At 45.0% G+C, this 20,104-nt stretch carries 8 protein-coding genes; 7 read left to right on the top strand and 1 reads right to left on the bottom strand.

All coding sequences use genetic code 11. The features are described 5' to 3' along the window. Window positions 1–23: 23 nt before the first annotated feature. Window positions 24–1,244 carry an alginate lyase family protein gene (locus OO017_RS08295; protein WP_266052008.1) on the bottom strand — a complete coding sequence of 407 codons (1,221 nt, stop codon included), beginning with the start codon at window positions 1,242–1,244 and terminating at the stop codon, window positions 24–26. A gap of 655 nt (window positions 1,245–1,899) precedes the next feature. Here OO017_RS08295 and OO017_RS08290 point away from each other — a divergent pair. The 7 genes from OO017_RS08290 (at window position 1,900) to OO017_RS08260 (ending at window position 19,965) form a co-directional block, all read left to right on the top strand. Next, on the top strand, window positions 1,900–10,359 hold the full coding sequence (locus OO017_RS08290) for a malectin domain-containing carbohydrate-binding protein (protein WP_266052007.1): 8,460 nt from the start codon (window positions 1,900–1,902) through the stop codon (window positions 10,357–10,359). A 1,113-nt stretch (window positions 10,360–11,472) separates the two neighbouring features. Then, window positions 11,473–13,200: a heparin lyase I family protein gene (locus OO017_RS08285; RefSeq protein WP_266052006.1), complete on the top strand. Its 1,728-nt coding sequence runs from the start codon at window positions 11,473–11,475 to the stop codon at window positions 13,198–13,200. A gap of 310 nt (window positions 13,201–13,510) precedes the next feature. Then, window positions 13,511–14,578 (top strand): glycosyltransferase family 4 protein, encoded by a 1,068-nt coding sequence (locus OO017_RS08280; protein WP_266052005.1) that lies wholly within the window; start codon window positions 13,511–13,513, stop codon window positions 14,576–14,578. Window positions 14,579–14,689: 111 nt separating this feature from the next. Further along, window positions 14,690–15,799, top strand: coding sequence for a non-hydrolyzing UDP-N-acetylglucosamine 2-epimerase (gene wecB / locus OO017_RS08275; RefSeq protein WP_266052004.1), 1,110 nt, complete (start codon window positions 14,690–14,692; stop codon window positions 15,797–15,799). After that, window positions 15,774–17,357 (top strand): heparinase II/III domain-containing protein, encoded by a 1,584-nt coding sequence (locus OO017_RS08270; RefSeq protein ID WP_266052003.1) that lies wholly within the window; start codon window positions 15,774–15,776, stop codon window positions 17,355–17,357. Before wecB ends, OO017_RS08270 begins: the two co-directional genes overlap by 26 nt. Window positions 17,358–17,367: 10 nt before the next feature. Next, window positions 17,368–18,600: a glycosyltransferase family 4 protein gene (locus tag OO017_RS08265; protein WP_266052002.1), complete on the top strand. Its 1,233-nt coding sequence runs from the start codon at window positions 17,368–17,370 to the stop codon at window positions 18,598–18,600. 369 nt (window positions 18,601–18,969) lie between these two features. Continuing rightward, window positions 18,970–19,965 carry a sugar transferase gene (locus OO017_RS08260; protein WP_266052001.1) on the top strand — a complete coding sequence of 332 codons (996 nt, stop codon included), beginning with the start codon at window positions 18,970–18,972 and terminating at the stop codon, window positions 19,963–19,965. Window positions 19,966–20,104: the final 139 nt, after the last annotated feature.

Raw genomic sequence — 20,104 nt, 5'->3', positions numbered from 1 at the left:
ATTTTGTGGTGATAGGTGTGTTGTCAATCGGAGGTTAACATTAGCAAGGGCTCTGTGTTCCATCGCTCCTGCGCCCCACCGAATTTTATGAAATAGGCTTTACAGCTACTATCGTTGTAAACTCGGGTTGCGGTTTGCGCAATAGGCAGAAACCACTTTGTTTTTATACCTGATACTTCCTCATACTGCCACTCTTTTTGACCAGCGGCATAAGGTAACAGCCATAAAATACTTTGTTTAATGCCTTTGCCATCAGAAGTGGAGTAGTGCCACACATCCACCCCAGCTTTATTTCCTAAGTTAGCTATCCCTATCCAACCATTGATATTCTTGATGCAATAGGTCCAGGATCTGGATCTTTCAAGTTCTAAGGGCTGACTACCGTCAGGTTTGAACTGCCTGTCCATACGTTTGAGGGTATAGTCCTGCAGGTATTCTTTTGCAAAAAATTTGTTGTCCGTAAATAAAGCGTAGCCTATTACCTGTAAGTCATAGTAAGTGCCAATATTATTAGGTGCCTTGGCAGCTTCTTTCCCAAGGTCGCTTGTCAGCATCCAGTTCAGAAAACTGCTAAACCAATCCTTTAAAGCTGCTTTATCTAGAGCCGTAAATGATTCTGAGCCTTCTAGTAGCTGAATTCCATCAATCATATTTAAAAAGTGAATCGTTTCAATCAGGCCAGTGCCTCTACCATCAGTAACTCCTCTTATTGCCTGCGCATAGTTTAGGTGCGGCGACATTTTTGTATTTGCATCAATAAAAAATATGTGTAGTAATTCTGAGGCTTTCTGCGCATACTTCTCATCATCTGTAAAATAAAAGGCGGTGCCAAGTAGCAGTATATCTGAACTTAGGTTACTGATGTGGTACTTGTCCTTTGTTTCGTTAGCCTCAGGGTTTGTTTTACCATCCTTTATAATGTAAGGTAATCCATCAGGTGTTAAAGGATTTGGCCACCAATAAGGGCTTAGGCTAAGATAATCATGCTTGTTACCACTAGGTGGGTTAATTGTTTTATTGACTACTGTGTAAGGGGGCTTGTTTAAGGCTCTATTAGCCTTATCTGCAAGTTTTTGTAATGCGGCTACAACCTGTTTATCTCCTGCATACAGTCTATGTTTGTTCTGCATAAGTACCTCTCCATTCAGTTTGAAAGTATTAGGCTTTACCTGACTTAACCCATCAAAAGTATACAGCAGGCTTATGAAAATATACCACAGAATGATCTTCAGTCGCTTGTTCATGGCTTTCTTCAGGATTTCAGAATAAAGAAGTCTTAGCTTCTAATAGGAAGCAATTGAAACCGTGTTATACATTTACTACATATTTCTAAGGTAAACTAATCCTCTCTTCTCTCCGATGGTTGATTATCCATAAAATTAATTAGTGAATTAATGTTTTTTTATTGTGGCTGCAATGCACCAACTCTCATTAAAACGTAAAGTAAATAAGGTGGTTTAATTTGTGTCATGTCTATATTTTTTTGGATGATGTTGGGCTTGTTAAACCACCAGCCATAGCAGCTGCCTGAAACTGTTTAAAAAATTGAGCTAGGCTTGCGCTGATATGGAAATGAGAAACAAGTCAGAATCATTTTCTGACGCGGTTGTAAAGCCTTTTATACACTTTCAAGAATGATATTTCTCAGATAAGCTAAGCTGCACATGTTTTAACACAAATGCTATGGAAAAGAAATCTACTAGTACAGTTACTTGCATAGGATATTTAGAGAATCTAAAACTACTGGTTTTACTAGCTATAGTTATAGTCAATACTGTGGGGGGCAGAGGATACGCTAACAGTCATGTAAGTCCACCAACTGAAGGGCATAGATCATCTAACTACAGTTCTTTTGTTGCCTGTCCTTCGCTAAGCCCACTGGACTGCAGCCAACTTCAGGTGAACTTACCCTTTAACCTTTCTTTCAATAGCGGCATATCAGGTACTCTGGCTGACAAGAATGGAGTGGGTACAGGGTTCACGATGGTGGCGCCGTATTCGGGTACCCGCTTGGCTATAGATGGGACTCCCACAAACACTACAGTTCCGGGTTACGAGCCATCTAAGCTAACCCTTACCGGAGGTGTGCTGCAGCTGGCTAGCAATAAGGGCTTTGCTTACCTTACTGATAATAACCAATTAAATACTTTGGGGGTGCAGGTTGATACGCGCGGACGCTTACAGATAGATGCTGTGCTGGTTAAACCGTTTAATGGTACCAGTTATGAGCAGGCAGGACTCTGGTTAGGCTTAAGCGATAAAACCTTTGTTAAGCTAGTGGTTGTAAACTCCAAGGTAGAGCTTCGCAGGGAAATCAATGATGTTTCTACTTCCTCGGATCAGCGTGTTACCTCAAGTATAACAGGACTTAGTACCCAAAATGTCCGCTTGAGGTTGATTTTGGATCCCTCAGCCAATCTTGTCTATGGATTTTACTCGACCGATGGTACTACTTACAAGAATGTTGGGGCGAGTTATTCGCAACCAACACTAAGTACAACAGGAATGGGGATTAGTGGAGCAACGGCCTATGCAGGTGTCTTCGCTTCGCATCGTAACTCAAACACGTCTGTTACTTACTCTTTTGATGAGTTTTCTATTTCGGGTGAAACATCAGGAGGGAGTGGGGCTCCTGCCTTTTCGGCTTCCAGCTATAGCTTCTCAGTTTCTGATAACTCCTTCACAGGCACTACCATTGGTACAGTTTCTGCCTCAGACCCTGATGGAGGTAGTGTTACTTATACAATCGCAGGAGGCAATACGAACGGTACTTTTACTATTAACTCATCTACAGGAGCCATAGGGGTTGCCAAAAAACTGAACTACCACACCCAGGCAAACTATGGTCTGATAGTAAAGGCTACAGACACAGGTGGTGCATCTGCCACAGCAAATGTCACCGTTTCTGTTAGTGCAGGGACTAACATGGGTGCGTTTAGCTCCATTAGTTGGAGTACCGCGGCAAGTCAGCCTTATACCGTAAGCGAAGCACAGGGAGAGGCGGTAGGAGGTAAGCTTTATACCTTTGGAGGCTTTGATAGCCAGAAAACAACGTTCACGCCTACCAGTCGTGCTTATGTTTATGACCCGGTTGTAAACTCTTGGTCTGCTATTGCCTCTATGCCTCCTATGAACGGGACAAACTATGGTGGCGTTACACACGCCGGCTTTGCAACCGACGGTACAGATATATATTTTGCTGGAGGTTATACCTCTAACTCAACCGGGTCAGGTCAGATTTTTGGAACTAAGGAAGCCTGGAAGTACATCGTAAAAGAGAATCGCTATGAACGACTACCTGATTTGCCTGTGACAATCTCGGCAGGACAGTTGGAGTATGAGAATGGTAAACTACACCATATCGCCGGAACAAACTCTTCCCGCACAATGGATCTCGGGGATCATTATGTACTGGATCTGGATAACCTGGCAGCCGGCTGGAAAACCTTGGCCGCTCTTCCTGCGCCAAGGCAGCATGCAGGCTCAGCAGTGTATGAAGGTAAAATTTACTATATAGGTGGACAGACTGGGCACGATAGTGAGCTTGTTGCCAGTAAGGAGGTGCACCGGTATGACCCTTCCTCAAATACCTGGACAAAGATGGCGGATTTGCCTGTACCATCGGGAACTACTGGGCGGGGCCATATATCGTCTTCCGTGATTATTGTTGGAAGCAGAATACTGGTGTTGGGTGGTGAGACGGTGCACAGTAGCGGCAGCACGAACATGGTGTCGGCCTACTCGCCAGCCACTAACACATGGGAGAGTCTAACGCCACTTCCGCAGAACAGGTACTCCGGTGTGGCTGCAAACTTAGGAGGGAGCCTTTTCTACACAGGGGGGGCAAAAACCAGCACCACATTCAAAGGTACCCCATCCGGTGTTACCAATGACCAGCAGGCAGTAAGTTCTTTTACCCTGGTAAATGCTGATACAGACCAGGATATACAGACCTTATCGAACGGAGCCACCCTGGACCTTACCTCCCTGCCAACCAAGAACCTGAACATCCGGGCCAATACGAATCCAGCTACGGTAGGAAGTGTGGTGATGGAGCTGACAGGTGCCGAAACAAAAGCCGTGACAGAGAGTGCGATGCCCTATGCCCTTTACGGGGATGATAACAACGGCGGTTACTACGGCTGGACACCTGTGGCAGGCAACTATACTATTAAAGGTACCCCTTACTCCGCCTCAGGTGGGACAGGCACACCAGGAGCGTCATTGTCTGTTAACTTTACGGTAAGTGATGGCACTACTACTCCGCCTCCTGCCGAGACGGCAAGCCAGCTCATTAATGCGGGCGGCAGTCAGTACGTTGACGGGCAGTCGCGCACCTGGTCAGCCGACGCGGGCTTCTCGGGCGGGGTAGCCTCCTCCAAGTCCTTCAACGTGGCCGGCACCACGGACGATGCGCTGTACCTGGCCTACCGCTACGCCCTGGACGGGGCGCCGTTCAGCTACAGCCTTCCGCTCAGCGCCGGCACCTACACCGTGAAGCTGCACCTGGTGGAGCCGTGGTTCAAGGCGGCCGGGGGGCGCTCCTTCCACGTGGACGTGGAGGGCCAGCGGGTGCTGACCGGCTACGACATCTACGCCGAGAGCGGCTTCGGCGCGGCCGTGGTCAAGACCTTCGAGGGGGTGAGCGTGGCCGACGGCGCTCTCAACATCGCCTTCACCTCCGTGACCAACAACGCCATCGTCTCGGCCATCGAGGTGCTGGGGCAGTCAGGTACAGCGAACTATACTTTAACTGTGGGGACAGCTGGTAGCGGAACTGTAACAAAGAGGCCTGACCAAAGTTCCTATGCGGGAGGTACCAGTGTAACGCTCACGGCGGTGCCAGCTACAGGGTATCAGTTTAGTGGCTGGAGCGGAGACGTATCAGGGACGACCACCCCGCTCAGCATCGTTATGGATGCTAATAAAACAGTAACGGCAACCTTCACACAAACCCAGCAAACTGCCACACAACTTATTAATGCGGGCGGCAGTCAGTACGTTGACGGGCAGTCGCGCACCTGGTCAGCCGACGCGGGCTTCTCGGGCGGGGTGGCCTCCTCCAAGTCCTTCAACGTGGCCGGCACCACGGACGATGCGCTGTACCTGGCCTACCGCTACGCCCTGGACGGGGCGCCGTTCAGCTACAGCCTTCCGCTCAGCGCCGGCACCTACACCGTGAAGCTGCACCTGGTGGAGCCGTGGTTCAAGGCGGCCGGGGGGCGCTCCTTCCACGTGGACGTGGAGGGCCAGCGGGTGCTGACCGGCTACGACATCTACGCCGAGAGCGGCTTCGGCGCGGCCGTGGTCAAGACCTTCGAGGGGGTGAGCGTAGCCGACGGCGCTCTCAACATCGCCTTCACCTCCGTGGCCAACAACGCCATCGTCTCGGCCATCGAGGTGCTGGGACAGTCGGGTACTACACAACCACTGCTCCTGTTTACTCCGGCTTCGGCTACTGTAAACCTTCCAAGCGGTCAGCAGAAGGAGCTCAAGGTAAACCTGAATAACTCTGATGAAGATCCGGTTACAGTACAGCTTACTGCGACAGAGGTAGGAGGGACGAGTGTACCTACATGGTTAACTTTTGGGGGCAAGGCGCTTTCAGAAGCGAATAATGTGACCTATAGCTTAGGATCTACCGGGAACGAATTACTGTTTTCCGTTAATGCTGGCTCGCTTGCCGCCGGAACTTATACTGCTACGGTGACGGCATCCGCTATAGGGTATACGCCTGCCGAGTTGATTGTGACGCTTGAGGTTGCAAGCTATGAGGAAAGTTTACGGCCTTATGTTACAGCTGTGCGCCCAGCTGATGGGGCAATTAGTGTACCCTTAGGGCATTCAGTTTCTGTTGATATAGCTTATCCAAGCGGCAAGTCTATTGATGGAAATACTGTTAATACCAGCTCCGTTAAGCTGTACAAAGTGTCCGGTACGAGCAAAACTGAGGTGACAGGCACAGCTGTAAATGCCACTGCAGCTGGAGATGCCATTACACTTTCTGCGTCGCTGGCCCTGAGTACTACGTATGAGTTTTACGTGAGCGATCAGGTAAAAGACCTGAATGGTTATATGATGAAGCCGTTTACTTCGCACTTTACCACGGCAAGTTCTACCAGCGATATACCTACAGACTTAGCTGGCGTTGCCTTTACAGAGCAGATTCTGGTTGATAGTAACTTTGGAAGCGACGGGTTTACATCTTTAGTGATCGGTCCTGATAACAAACTATATGCTGCAACTTCAGGCGGAAAGATTGAGCGTTGGGACTTAAAAGCTGATGGCACATTGGCCAACAACGTTACTATCTCTCCATTTGGTGGTAGCAGGCGCTTGCTCATAGGACTTCGTTTTGATCCTTCGGCTACAGCCAGCAACTTAGTTGCCTGGATTAGTCACTCTGCTCCGGAATTCAGTGATGCACCGGATTGGAGTGGTAAAGTTTCCCAGGTTAATCTAAATAATACATCTAACCCGCAAGTGGTGGATTATGTAGTGAACCTGCCGCGCTCAACTAAAGATCACGCAACGAACAGTATAGACTTTGGCCCTGATGGTGCACTTTATTTCTTGCAGGGTAGTAATACCGCCATGGGAGCACCTGATGGGGCTTGGGGCTATAGGGATGAGCATTTACTTTCGGCTGCGGTGCTACGTTTAGATATCGCCAAGGCTAAACAGTTGTCGCTACCTATAAATGCTAAAACCGAGGAAGGTGGTTCCTATAACCCATATTCTACAAGCGCAGCCTTAACTATATATGCCACAGGTGTACGTAATGCTTATGACCTGGTATGGCATTCAAACGGGCAGTTGTATGTGCCAACAAACGGTTCTGCTGCGGGTGGCAACACGCCGGCATTAAAGTCCGGATCGGTTTGGTCTAATGGTCAGGTATACACGGGGCCTGATGTGCCAGCCATGAACAACGTGCGTGATACACAGAGCGACTATCTGTTCAGAATAGTGAAGGGAGGATATTATGGACACCCGAACGTGCTCCGTAAAGAGTACATTATGAATGGGGCAAATCCTACCTCAGGCACTGACCCGGGCGAGGTGACCTGGACACTGAATGGCCAAACGTATGGCTATCCGGTAGGTACACCGAAAGAGCCGAACTACAAAGGTTGGGCATATGATTTTGGTCTAAACAAGTCGCCTAACGGTGTGATCGAGTATAAGAGCAGTGCATTTGGAGGAAAGTTAAAAGGCAAGCTCCTTGTTTGCCGCTTTAGTGGTGGTGATGACATTATAGTGTTGGAGCCTGGAGCTAGTAACCTGGATATTATTCGTGCTACAGAGGGTAGTGATGTGCCCGGTTTGCGTCGCCCGTTTGCTAACCCGCTGGATGTAATCGAAGATGTCCGTACAGGAAACCTCTATATATCAGAATACTTTGACGGAAATGGTGATGGCCAGCCGCGCATTACATTACTGCGTGCGAACGACGCAGGTACTCCGCCGCCAACTCAGACAGCCAGTAAGCTCATCAACGCAGGCGGCGGACAGTACGTTGACGGGCAGTCGCGCACCTGGTCAGCCGACGCAGGCTTCTCGGGCGGTGAGGCCTCCTCTAAATCCTTCAACGTGGCCGGTACCACGGACGACGCGCTGTACCTGGCCTACCGCTACGCTGCTGCTGGTGCACCATTCAATTATAACATATCATTGAGTGCTGGTACCTACACTGTAAAACTACACTTTGTAGAACCATACTTTAAAGCGGCCGGCGAACGCTCTTTCCACGTAGATGTGGAGGGCAAACGGGTGCTGACCGGTTACGATATTTACGCCCAAGACGGCTTCGGCAAGGCCGTGGTCAAGACCTTTGAGGGGGTAAGTGTGAGTGACGGAACCCTTAACATCGCCTTCACCTCCGTGGCCAACAATGCTATTGTCTCGGCTATTGAGATTGTCGGTGCTACTTCACCAGGAGAAGACACAACGCCGCCAGCGGTTGCAGTTCAGTTAAGTGGTGCTGTACAGTCAACTAACACTTATATCAATGAAGTGACAGTCTCTGTTGATGCTTCCGATCAGGGCGGTTCAGGTTTAGCGACCGTGCAATACAGTCTAAACAGTGGGGCCTTCCAGACATATGCCGCACCATTCACCATAACACAAGTTGGGAACTATACTTTGCAGGCTAAGGCAACAGATGGGAATGGCAACGTGACAACTACCGGGGTAACAAACTTTAGTGTTGTGAAAGGTTCTGTTAGCAACGGACGCTTAGTAGTCCAAAATATGGACAAGTTTCCTGCCTCAGATCGATTGACTTTCTCTCTAATCCAGATCCCGTGGCGGAGAACATCACCTACTGTAACACCTTATAATGAGAATCACGACGTGGTGCGGCTTAAGATCAGTAACAAAGGCACAGAAACACTGAATGTGTCAAAACTGACACTGTCGAACCCTGCTGCCTGGAAGATAGTGTCATTGGGAGGTGCTAGTTATAACAGCAGTACCAGCCTGCCACTAAACCTAAGCGCGGGGCAATCCGTGGAGGCTGTTATCCAGTTTGTTGCGAAAGATCTGGGTGGCCGCGTCAAGATACTTAAAGATAAGCTGACCATTACGTCAAATGATGCCACTACTCCAAACAAGGATGTTAACCTGAATGGGTTGTGGCAGTATAAAGGGGAGGGCAATAATGAGCCGTACGCCCAGGAAATCCTAAGTGCTTTCGGGTTCCTTTCTAAGACAGGGTACAATGCGAATGATGGAACTAATGATGGTACAGCGATTGTGCCTAACTCAGACGAGATCATTTCATCTTTCTTTGTCCGGGCAGACCCAAGCCAGCCTGTGTACGTGATTCAGATGGCGGCTTACCACGGCTGCTGCTCATCTACGCAGAGTTTCCAGTGGTACGCGAAGGGTTCTACTTCAAACGCGACTGTGTTCACGCACAACTCACTCGATGGGCAGTCCTTGTTGCCGCGCAAGTCAGGTTCTTCGACAGAATTGGCACAGGGTACATTTAGCCCCTCGGGGCCGTTCGGTATCAAAGTAAGCTTGTCTCACACGGATAGAACAAGGAACGTAGGTGGTAAAATCGGTATCAGGATCTGGAAAGCTGTTGACGCAAACGGTAATATCATCCCCAACACCTATATCATGGCCATGGACTACCTTGACTCCCCATCGGTGAACTATGACTATAACGATAACGTGTACTACGTCAGCAATATCAAACCTGAAACGGGCTCTGCCAATTATTCTGAACTGGCTTCGGCACCTTCAGCGGTGACTTTCGGATCTGTAGTAACGGGCGGTAGCAAGTCTTTATCTGTAAGTCTTAAGAACCTCGGAAGCAGTGGCGATCCTTCTGTCTCTATCAAAGGAATAGAAATAACAGGTCCGAATAAAGGTGAGTTTTCAGCTGTAGCACCAAGTACCAGTACACTGGCGCCACAAGCTTCCACAAGTATTTCAGTTAAATTTCAACCACAGAGCCTGGGAATAAAAAATGCAGCGTTGCTGGTGCACTACAATAACTCAAACAAGCCGCTTCGAATCCCATTGTATGGTATAGCCAACACGAGCAGCTCTACAATTACTGCGCTTAAGCGTATAAAAGGTGCGGCAGATGCTAACATAACCATTGCCGGTAATGTGTGGGAGGCAGATAAGAACTACAGGCAAGGATCCATCAAACTTGATAAACAGGTGGTGGCAGGTCCGATTGCGGCAACGGACGATGATATCCTGTATCAAACCTACCTGTCCGCTTCTAGTGACCTAGCAGAAACACGTTATGCGATCCCGATTCAAAATGGTAGTTATATGGTGCGCATGCACTTTGTAGAGAACTATTTTAATGGAGAAGGAGCAAGGGAGTTCAATACTACAATAGAAAACCAGCTAGCGCTACCTTACTTTGACATCTTCAAGGAGGTTGGCTACAGGTCTGCTCTAGTGAAAGACTTTTTGGTTAACGTAACGGATGGTAACTTGAGTATCAAATTTAATCCGACCGTAAACCGGGTCGCTATTGCTGGATTGGAAATTTATCAGGCCTCCTCGATGGCTGCAACATCCGTAAACACACTCTCTGTTGCAGAAGGGCCATTGAGCAAAGAGCGACGCCTGCAGGTGTATCCTAACCCTACGAGCTCTGGTAGTAAGTTCTTTGTGGAGGTGGCTAACTTTGAGGAGCATGAGGTCTTAAAAATTTCGATACATGATATTGCAGGGCAGTTAGTCACTTCGCTTTCAGCAGAAACTGATGAACAGGGGGCTTGTAGTAAAGAGGTAATAGTTGACGGGGCGCTGAGCCAGGGCATCTATCTCATTCGAGTCGTGGCTCCATCGGGAATCATGGCTACAAAACTGATCATAAAATGATGCATGTGACGGTCCTACCTGGAGAGTTTCTGTAGGGTCAAGTAATTCCATTAACTTAAACTTTGTGATACAAAAGGCTGAGGGAGTAGAAGGACCTACTCCCTCAGCCTTTTTATGCATTCTGCTCCTGAAAAAGTGGTAGACGGCAATGTAGTTGCAGTAAGACACGAGCTCATTCAGACTAAAGGAAGGCACAAGTGAAATGCGTTATGCTCTTTTAAGTTGCCTGGCTATTTAACAGCGTGTAAGGTGTGCCGGAGCTTATTACTCCTCTTTGTTCATCTACTTCTGCCATTGTATTAATTGACTTGAATTAGGAGCTACTATAAAATGGATTTTATCCAATCAATAGATTTATTCTTATACTTTGAGGCATAGGTAAGATAGTAACAGTGGCTGTACAAAGTTAGAGTCGCCTTTTGGGAACAGATACTTTCTTACAAATACAAAATGGGTAATTTTTCTTCAGGTTGTGGAATGTTTACACACAGCAAAAAGTGCTTGCAACCTATATTGTAATTTTAACTGATTGATATATAGATTGCTATGTATTGAAGAAATAACTGGTATACTTAATGCCTTACTGGAGAGGGTATGAAGGCAGATTAATTTGTTGTTATACGTGCACTTAAGCAGGAGGGTTAATTAGTTATCCATGGCTGTTTTTTATGTTCTTTAAATAATCATATTTAAAGAATGGGGTGTTAGTTAATTGTTATTTCCTGACACTTAAGAATTGTTTAAATATGTCGTCTGGCATATGCATATTTTTGCATATGCTTTTTTTTGTTGTAAACAGAAATAATAGTGTTTTTACTATTTTAATTTTTCAGGTATAACATTTCAAATTTGTCATAAAATGCTGATTATTAAGATATTTTTTGGTGAACGTGTTTGCGAATGAGCTTTTGTTATTTATGTTTGCAACATCAAAATCAACTAATCGGGTTGGCGATTCCAAGAGTAGTTTGCTTTGATAAGTAAAAATTTTGCCTAAAAATTTAGCTTGTTTTTATAAGCCATGTATCTTTTTAGGTATTTAAAAAATTAAATTTATTTTTTTCACCTTAATATCACTGACAATCAAATTTTAATTTATTTTCAACTAGCCAAATGAGAATTAAGCAATTTTTAGCCATTGCTTTATTATCTGCGCTTGGAACTGCCTGTCAGAAAGACGAGGAGATGCTCCCAGATAATATTGCCAGTACTAGCTCTGTAGATGCAATCACTTCTGTAGAATCACAGAGAAAGAACCTGTTAATAGAAGAGTTATTCGAAGCTTCTAAAACGGACGCATACACTGCTTACTCCAATCCGGAGTTTGATTTTTATGGGGATTTTTACCGGGTCTTTACAAAGACTTCTTACGGTTTTAATGTTTCATCCTCTGAAGTAAGAAATGGAAAAACAGCGGCACGCTTTGAACTGAGAAAGTCTGACTCAGGTGTAGTACGTGCAGAAATAGCGGGAAGAAAAGCTGATACCAACCGCAACCGTTGGTATGGTTTAAGTATCTATTTGCCTAGCTCGGAGTGGTCAAACGATACAAGTTGGGATATCATCACGCAATTTAACGGTGTGCCTGATGACGGTGAACCTGCACGAAATCCGCCAATCAACCTTTATGTGAAGGAGGGAAGACTGAAACTTCAGGTTATCTGGGCATCAGAGCGAATAAGCTCTGATACTGACAGAGATGGGGAAAAGGTTTTTGACCTAGGTCTTGTTGAGAAAGACAAATGGTTAGATTTTGTTTACCACATCAATTACTCCTATAGCTCTGACGGCGTGTTGGAGATCTGGAAAAATGGTTCTAAAATTATAGACTATAGAGGTCCAAACAGTTATAACGATTCAGTGCTGCCATACTTTAAAGTGGGGCTTTATAAGAGACACTGGCCGGTAGTATCTAAGCGAGTAATGTACGCAGACGAAGTTCGTGTAGGTAATGAAAATGCTACTTATAATGATGTAGTGCCATCAGGTAGTTCATCACTATCTACAGGAACTGTATCCGCCAACCCATCATCTACGGGAATCACCTTGGTCAACGCAGACACAAATAAGGATTTAATGGAGGTTAAGGATGGTGCTGTGCTGAACCTTGCAACACTAGGAAGCAAAAACCTGAACCTTCGAGCTAACACAGGTAGTGAGGTAGGCAGTGTGGTGTTCTCTTTAACAGGAACTCAGACCAAAACTGTAACTGAAAATATTGCTCCTTATGCCTTTGCCGGCGATGATATGAACGGTGACTACTACGCTTGGACTCCATCAGTAGGTAAATATACGCTTACTGTTACTCCTTATTCATCTTCTGGCGGAAAAGGTACGGCAGGACAGCCAACAACTGTGAGCTTTACTGTTACCAATCAGACGCAGAGCCTGAGCAAACTGACCAATGCTGGCGGACAATCTTACAATGATACCCAGTCTCGCACGTGGGCTACTGATAATCACTTCTCTGGCGGTATAACTTCTAGCAAGTCTATCGAGGTGGCTAATACATCCGACGATGCGCTTTATCGTAGCTACCGCTTTGCACGTTATGGTGCAGCGTTTAGCTACAGCGTTCCTGTTGATGAGGCAGGTACATATACTGTGAAGCTTCATTTTGTGGAGCCATATTTTAAGGCTTCTTCCAAGCGAGTGTTTAATGTAGACGCTGAAGGTCAGCGTGTGCTGTCAAACTTTGATGTGTACAGCCAGGTTGGTTTCGGTAAGGCACTAGTTAAGACGATAAGTAATGTATCTGTAAAAGATGGTGAACTAGACCTGAATTTTTCTTCAGTGACAGACAATGCCATCATCTCCGGTATAGAAATAGTGAAGCAGTAGTTAGAACACCAGACTGCACAACAAAAAGAGGCTGCCCAAAAAGGGCGGCCTTTTTTTTTTGTTTTATAGGCACTAGAAACTGCTCCTCCCCGCTTAATGGCAGCTGCGGGTTGATTTTTTTTTAAAACAAAGCAAGTAATTTATACGAGACTTCACGAAAGTATAAAAACAAAAAATATAAGTGTGCGTTAATTGTGGTAGATGAATAATTCAAAAAAATATCCACAAAGCAATAGTTAGCTTTTTAAAAGTACTAAGTGTTAGCCGTGGACGATTCTCTAAATTTTTGCACCTTATAGTTTGGCGTAATATGAAGTTGCTTTTTGTGTTAGAGTTAGGTTTACTACATTACAGAATACCGATTTTAGAGCAAATCGCCAGAGACGATTCGGTTGAAAAATGTGATGTACTGCACACAGAGACCCACACAAACAGCAGTTATGCGTTTATTGAGTTGAAGTCTAGCCCTAGGTACTATGGTAAGTTCCGGTTCTTGCCAGAAGTAAGAGCATTAAAAGATGCCTATGATGTGGTTGTCTTTTCTTTTAATTTATGGATGCCGAATTGGATATTCACTTTCTTCTCAAACCGTAAACCCAAGTACATACTATGGGGACAGGGGTTTGGCAGAGAAAATAACTATTGGGCCGCCCGACTGGCAAGGATCTCCTTCGCAAAATGGGCAGACGGGCTGATATTATATACAGCAAAAGGGGCAGAGGACTTTCTAGAATATGGTATACCCAGAGAAAAGCTGTTTGTTGCCAAAAACACACTGCACATTGGGAATGCTGGGCGATCGGGTCAAGCTCAGAAAACAGATTTGCTCTACGTTGGAAGAATACAAAAGCGAAAAGGGATAGACCTGCTTCTAAAAGCGTTTTGTAAAGTCAAGGATAATATACCGGAATATGTTAGAGTAAGGGTTGTTGGCAGCGGCGACAAGACAGAGCTGCTGGAGCAGGTTAATACCTACGGCCTGCAAGGCAGAGTTATGTTTAATTCCGGTGTTTTTGATGAGGAGCAGCTAAAGAATATATTTTCTACAGCTATTGCGTATGTGTCCCCTGATCATGTCGGACTTGGTGTGGTGCATAGCTTTGCCTACGGGGTACCGGTAGTCACGAACAAAAACAGGAAGCATGCTCCGGAGGTGGAGTACTGTGATAGCTCTAACAGTATCCTGTACGAAGGCGGGGTTGAGCAATTGGCGCTGGAGTTAGAAAGAATATGTACTGACAGTAATCTACAGGGGAGTTTGTCAGAGGCAAGTTATGCCTACTACGATAAAAACTTAAGATCTGAGATAATGATTAATGGGTTTCTCCAAGCTTTCAGGTATGTCACTACTGGACCAGGTAAAGCCGTGAAGGTATAATCTATCTCTACAAACTCTTTCTTATGAAAGGCAGCTCATTTGTATAACATAGTATGTAAGTGAGTGCATGAGTATTGATAAATTCTTTTCATCACTAAAATCTGTACACCTATGCTGATTTCTATAGTTGCAGGCGCTAGGCCAAATTTTATGAAGATTGCCCCTATTATCGATGCGATTGAGGAGGAGGAGGGAATCTCTTACAGGTTAATTCATACAGGGCAACACTATGACAAAAAGATGTCTGGCGACTTTTTTGAGCAGCTAGGTATACCCGAACCCCACGTAAACCTGGAAGCCGGCGGGGGAACGCAGGCAGAGCAAACGGCCGCTATTATGCTGAAGTTTGAGAAAGAGCTGTTGGCAAATCCCTCGGAGCTTGTGGTGGTGGTTGGAGACGTGACTTCTACCATGGCCTGTGCTATTACGGCGCAGAAGTTGTGCATTCCAGTGGCACATGTGGAAGGAGGGATCCGCTCTGGTGATTGGTCAATGCCTGAAGAAATTAATCGCATGGTAACGGATAGTATTACAAACTACTTCTTTACTACATCAGAAGTGGCCAATGCCAACCTGCGCCGTTCTGGTGTTACAGACGACCGCATCTTTTTTGTGGGTAATACCATGATTGATACACTGCTGAAACAAATGCCGAAACTTTCTAAGCCTTACTTTTGGGAGGAGCTAGGCCTCGAAAAAAAACAATACTTGGTTCTTACATTGCACAGACCGTCAAACGTAGATGATGCCAGTCAACTCAAGGGGCTTCTTAAGGTGTTGGAGGATTCGGAAATACAGGTACCAGTCGTTTTTCCTGTACACCCGAGAACGTGTAAGAACCTGGAAGTATTTGATATACAGTTGCATAATGTGAAAACAGTAGAGCCTATGAGCTATCTGGAGTTTAATTATTTAGTGCAAAATGCCATGGGGGTTATCACAGATTCAGGGGGTATCACCGAAGAGACAACCGTTATGGGAATTCCCTGTATGACGCTCAGAGACTCCACTGAAAGACCTGAAACCTGTACGCTAGGCACAAATGTACTATTAGGCAGTAACCCGGCAGCGCTACGGGAGGCTTTAGCAAAACTACAAGCCGGTGAATGGAAAAAAGGAACCATTCCTCCTTTATGGGATGGGAAGACCGCCGAAAGAATAGTGGGGCATATTTCTGATATTTTCAAAGTGGAGCGTGAAAAAGCTAGGCTTGTATTTTGACACCATCAAATACCTGAAGTGCAAACAACTCGTATATCAGACACTGTACCGTGTGCTGAAGGTAAAGCCCTTGGCTTCTTACGTTACCCCTGAGAGAAGCATAAATACCAGGCTGCTGGCTTTCTCAGATTATCTGCCTACGCTGTGTTGTGCTGACACTAAAAACCGGTTTAGCTTTTTAAATAGGCAGGTCACTTTTGCCGCTGGCGTGGATTGGGCATATGCAGCTAACGGTAAACTCTGGAACTACAACCTACAGTATGGATATTACCTGCTACAGGAGGATATACATATGGATATCAGGCTGGAGTGGCTGAAAGCGCTGCATCAAAGCTTGTATACAGGTACTGTCGCTCTGGAACCATACCCGGTTTCTGTTAGAGCTATGAACAGTATCAGGTTCATATGCCGCCATACCCTCACCGATACTGCTTTGCTCTCTGCTGTGCACGGTGAGCTTAATTTTTTATCGGGTAGAGTAGAGTATCATCTTCTGGCAAATCATGTGCTGGAGAACGCTTTTGCACTGCTTATGGGAGGGGCTTTCTTCCAGCAACCTGAGTGGCATAACATGGGCAGGGAAATCCTGCTGCGGGAGTTAGAGGAGCAGGTGCTAGGAGATGGGGCGCACTACGAACTTAGCCCGATGTACCACCAAATTATCCTCTACAGGGTTTTGGAACTGATAGACTGGTATCAGAACTATGAAAATCCAGACAACCTTCTCCTAGAGAGAGTATGTTCCAAAGCAAGCCTGATGCTTAGCTGGTTAAGGAACATGAGCTTTTCTAACAACGATATCCCACATGTAAACGATAGTGCCCCCTCAATTGCCTATGATACCGCCTCTCTTCTAAATTATGCCGCCTCCTTGCAGTTGGAGCCGATGGCTAGTGTCCAGTTAGCAGATTCAGGATACAGGAAGTTTGACAGCGGAAGCTATGAATGTGTGGTAGATGCGGCGGCGATTGGGCCTTCTTACCAGGCAGGGCATGGCCATGCGGATGCGTTATCCTTTATTTTATACTATAAAGGCTCTCCGGTTTTGGTTGAGGCAGGTACCTCAACGTATGAGCCGGGGCCACGAAGAGAGTATGAGAGATCTACAGGCGCGCACAATACAATAGAAATACAAGGAGCAAATCAGTCTAAGGTATGGGGCAGCTTCAGGGTGGGATATAGGGCAAACACCACTGTTGTAAGGGAAGAAGCTGGGCTGCTGATAGCTGAGCATGATGGTTATGTTAACCGGTTTGGGATAACTCACAGAAGAACATTTGAGTTTGAAGCATCACAAATTACCATTACAGATGAACTTCTGGGTGAGGAGAGTATGGCAGGTATTGCTTATTTCCATCTCCACCCAAGTGTTCAGTACAGTTTACACCACCATATGGTTAGCATACCAAATATATGTACAGTAGTGTTTTCAGATGCAGTAGAGTACGTGGAAGCAGGCACATACCAGTTTGCCGAAGGTTTTAACTCCTGCTGTCCCTCAGGTGTGATCAAAGTTGCATTCAAAGGTAAGATAATAACTAGAATCAAATTCATTTAATATTAAGTTTATGAAGATAGTCTACTTTTACCAGTACTTCTCTACACCAAAAGGATCATGGGGCACGCGTGTGTATGAGTTTGCTAAAAATTGGGTGGAGCAAGGGCATGAGGTAACGGTGGTTACTAGCGTCTTCAGCAAGTCTGACCTTAAAGCCACTAAACTGATAGAAGATCAGTATTTTGATGGCATCCATGTAAAAGTGCTTAATGTCCTGATAGATAATAAACAGTCCTTTTACCGCAGAATCTGGACATTCATCCTCTACAGTGTAATTTCCTCCTATTATGCGCTTACCCTTAAAGCGGATGTCGTGATAGCCTCATCTGGTCCGATTACAGTTGGATTGCCAGGTCTTTTGGGTCATTATTTCAGAGGCAGAAAACTTGTCTTTGAAACAAGGGATCTATGGCCCGAGGGAGCGATAGAGTTAGGTGTCATTAAAAGCCCTGTACTTAAGAAGCTCAGTTACTGGTTTGAAAAGCAATGTTACAGAGCTTCATCATACATTGTTACGTTATCGCCAGGTATGACCAAAGATATCCAGAGGCGCTATGATATCGACCAAATTGATGATGTTACCAATGCGGCAAATATCTCGCTTTTCTCTACTCCAGTGCCTTTTCCCAATAGCGTTATTGAACCCTACAGCTATGCCATTTATACGGGTAACATAGGTATGGTGAACAATTCATATTGGTTGTTCGAGGCTGCTAAAGCTTTGCGTGCATTAGGGAGGTCAGATATTACTATACTTTTAATTGGCGAAGGGCAGCAACGAGAGGAGTTGGTGCGAAGAGCCAAAGAAGAGGGCATTCAAAATTTTGTAAGGTTAGACCTAATGCCAAAAAGAGAATTAGTTGGTTATGTTCAGCATGCGCTTGTATCACTGGTTCCGCTCAAAGGTACCCCAGTGCTGGATACCTCATCACCTAATAAGTTCTTCGAATCGCTGGCTGCTGGAGTGCCTGTCATACAAAATACTAAGGGGTGGATGAAGGATTTTCTGGAGCAGCACAAAGTGGGGCTGACATTAGACCCAAATGATCCAGAGCAGTTGGCAAAAACTTTAATCTGGATGAAAAATAACCCTGCACAAGTAGGGGAGATGAAGCAGAGAGCGTTGGATGTAGCTAAAAAGCACTTTGATAAAGACTTTTTAGCCTCCAAAATGCTGAATATCTTGGTAAAACTTCATGAACCTTCCTCCCAAGCCCTAGCTACCAAGTTTATAACACAATAGCGGTTTATCAAAACACGTTGCTTTGCCCATACCTTTTACTGCGGTTGAATTTGTGAATATTGGTCTGGTTCTACTAATGCTTTCAATATTTAGGGTGTTCGTGAGGCTTCAGAAAATGGTCGTTCTTTTATAAACTATGAGTTCATTTACTATATAAAATGTTACATGAATTTAAAGTGTAAAATTTTTAACTTAATAAATTAATACTTTGACTAAATAAATATATGTGTTTGATAAATATAATTGTTCTAATATATTTTTAAACAAAATATCTATTGTACGGGACGGGTATAGTGTCGTATATACAGGTAAGCCGCTTGCATAATACTGATATTTTTCTTGTGTTTTCCTGTGTAAAATTTCTTTGATATGGAAATATATCTACCACCTAAGACCATTTCCAAAAGCCTTGTACTTCGCGATCCACAACAATATGGCGTTAAGCGTAAAAAATGCTTAATTATCTATCCTGGTGATATCGCCTCAGAGTTTTTAAAAGAGCCTGGCTTGACTAATTTTTATACTGTTGACTGTTGGGATGGGACAGCAAAAACAGACTTTGCTACAACATTAAGTTCTGCAAAATATGATGTGGTTTTACTCGATCCAAGTTCTAACATAACATTAGATAAATCTCAACTAAAGTTCATCAACGATTTAAGAGTTAAACAGGTTAGTGTTTATAATCTGGCGTCTTTTCACGAAAATTTTACAAAACGAATACCACTTGCTCACTTTAAGTCGTGGCTGATTAATAGCGATATGTTTTTTGTTAGCTCACGGCAGGCATTTCTGATCCAGAAGCGATTTATTGATATGCTGATGAGTTTAATTTTGGCCCCTTTTGCTTTGTTCTTAGTTCTATTAGCTATTGTAGGTATAAAATGCACTTCCAAGGGCCCCGCTTTCTTCATACAGAACAGGGTTGGGATGAAGGGTAGAACATTTAAAATATTTAAACTTAGGACAATGTATCATACCCCTGAAAGCACTAATAACAGCCATACTGTGGTGAATGATGTACGTATTACGCCAATTGGAAGAATATTAAGGAAAACGAAAATAGATGAATTGCCACAGTTATATAACATTCTTTGCGGACATATGAGCCTGATAGGTCCAAGGCCAGAAAAAGAAGAAATTGTAGCTAAACTTGTAGATGATGCCCCTTATTACAACTTGCGACACTCTATACGCCCTGGTGTAACGGGTTGGGCGCAGGTTAACTATCCTACAGCAACACCAGAACACAATATGCAGAAACTGGAGTACGACTTGTTTTATGTAAAAAATGCATCATTGATTCTTGATTTTAAGATACTTATACAAACTGTGAGGGTGGTTTTTACTATGAATAGTTTGTAGTAGATACTGAAAGCATAAACTATAGAAAAACTCTATTTGTAAAGTCCTCATATTTGACTGAGTTAGTAAAGCGTGGGGTAAGGAGAGGTTTAATAGTTTGACGTGCCGGGGCCGCAACTGTAGCTACAGTTGCGGCCCC

Origin of the sequence: Pontibacter anaerobius (genome assembly GCF_026241195.1) — a bacterium.
Classification (GTDB): domain Bacteria; phylum Bacteroidota; class Bacteroidia; order Cytophagales; family Hymenobacteraceae; genus Pontibacter; species Pontibacter anaerobius.
The sequence above is the reverse complement of the archived record's forward strand: the minus strand, read 5'-3'. Positions and strand labels throughout refer to the sequence as shown.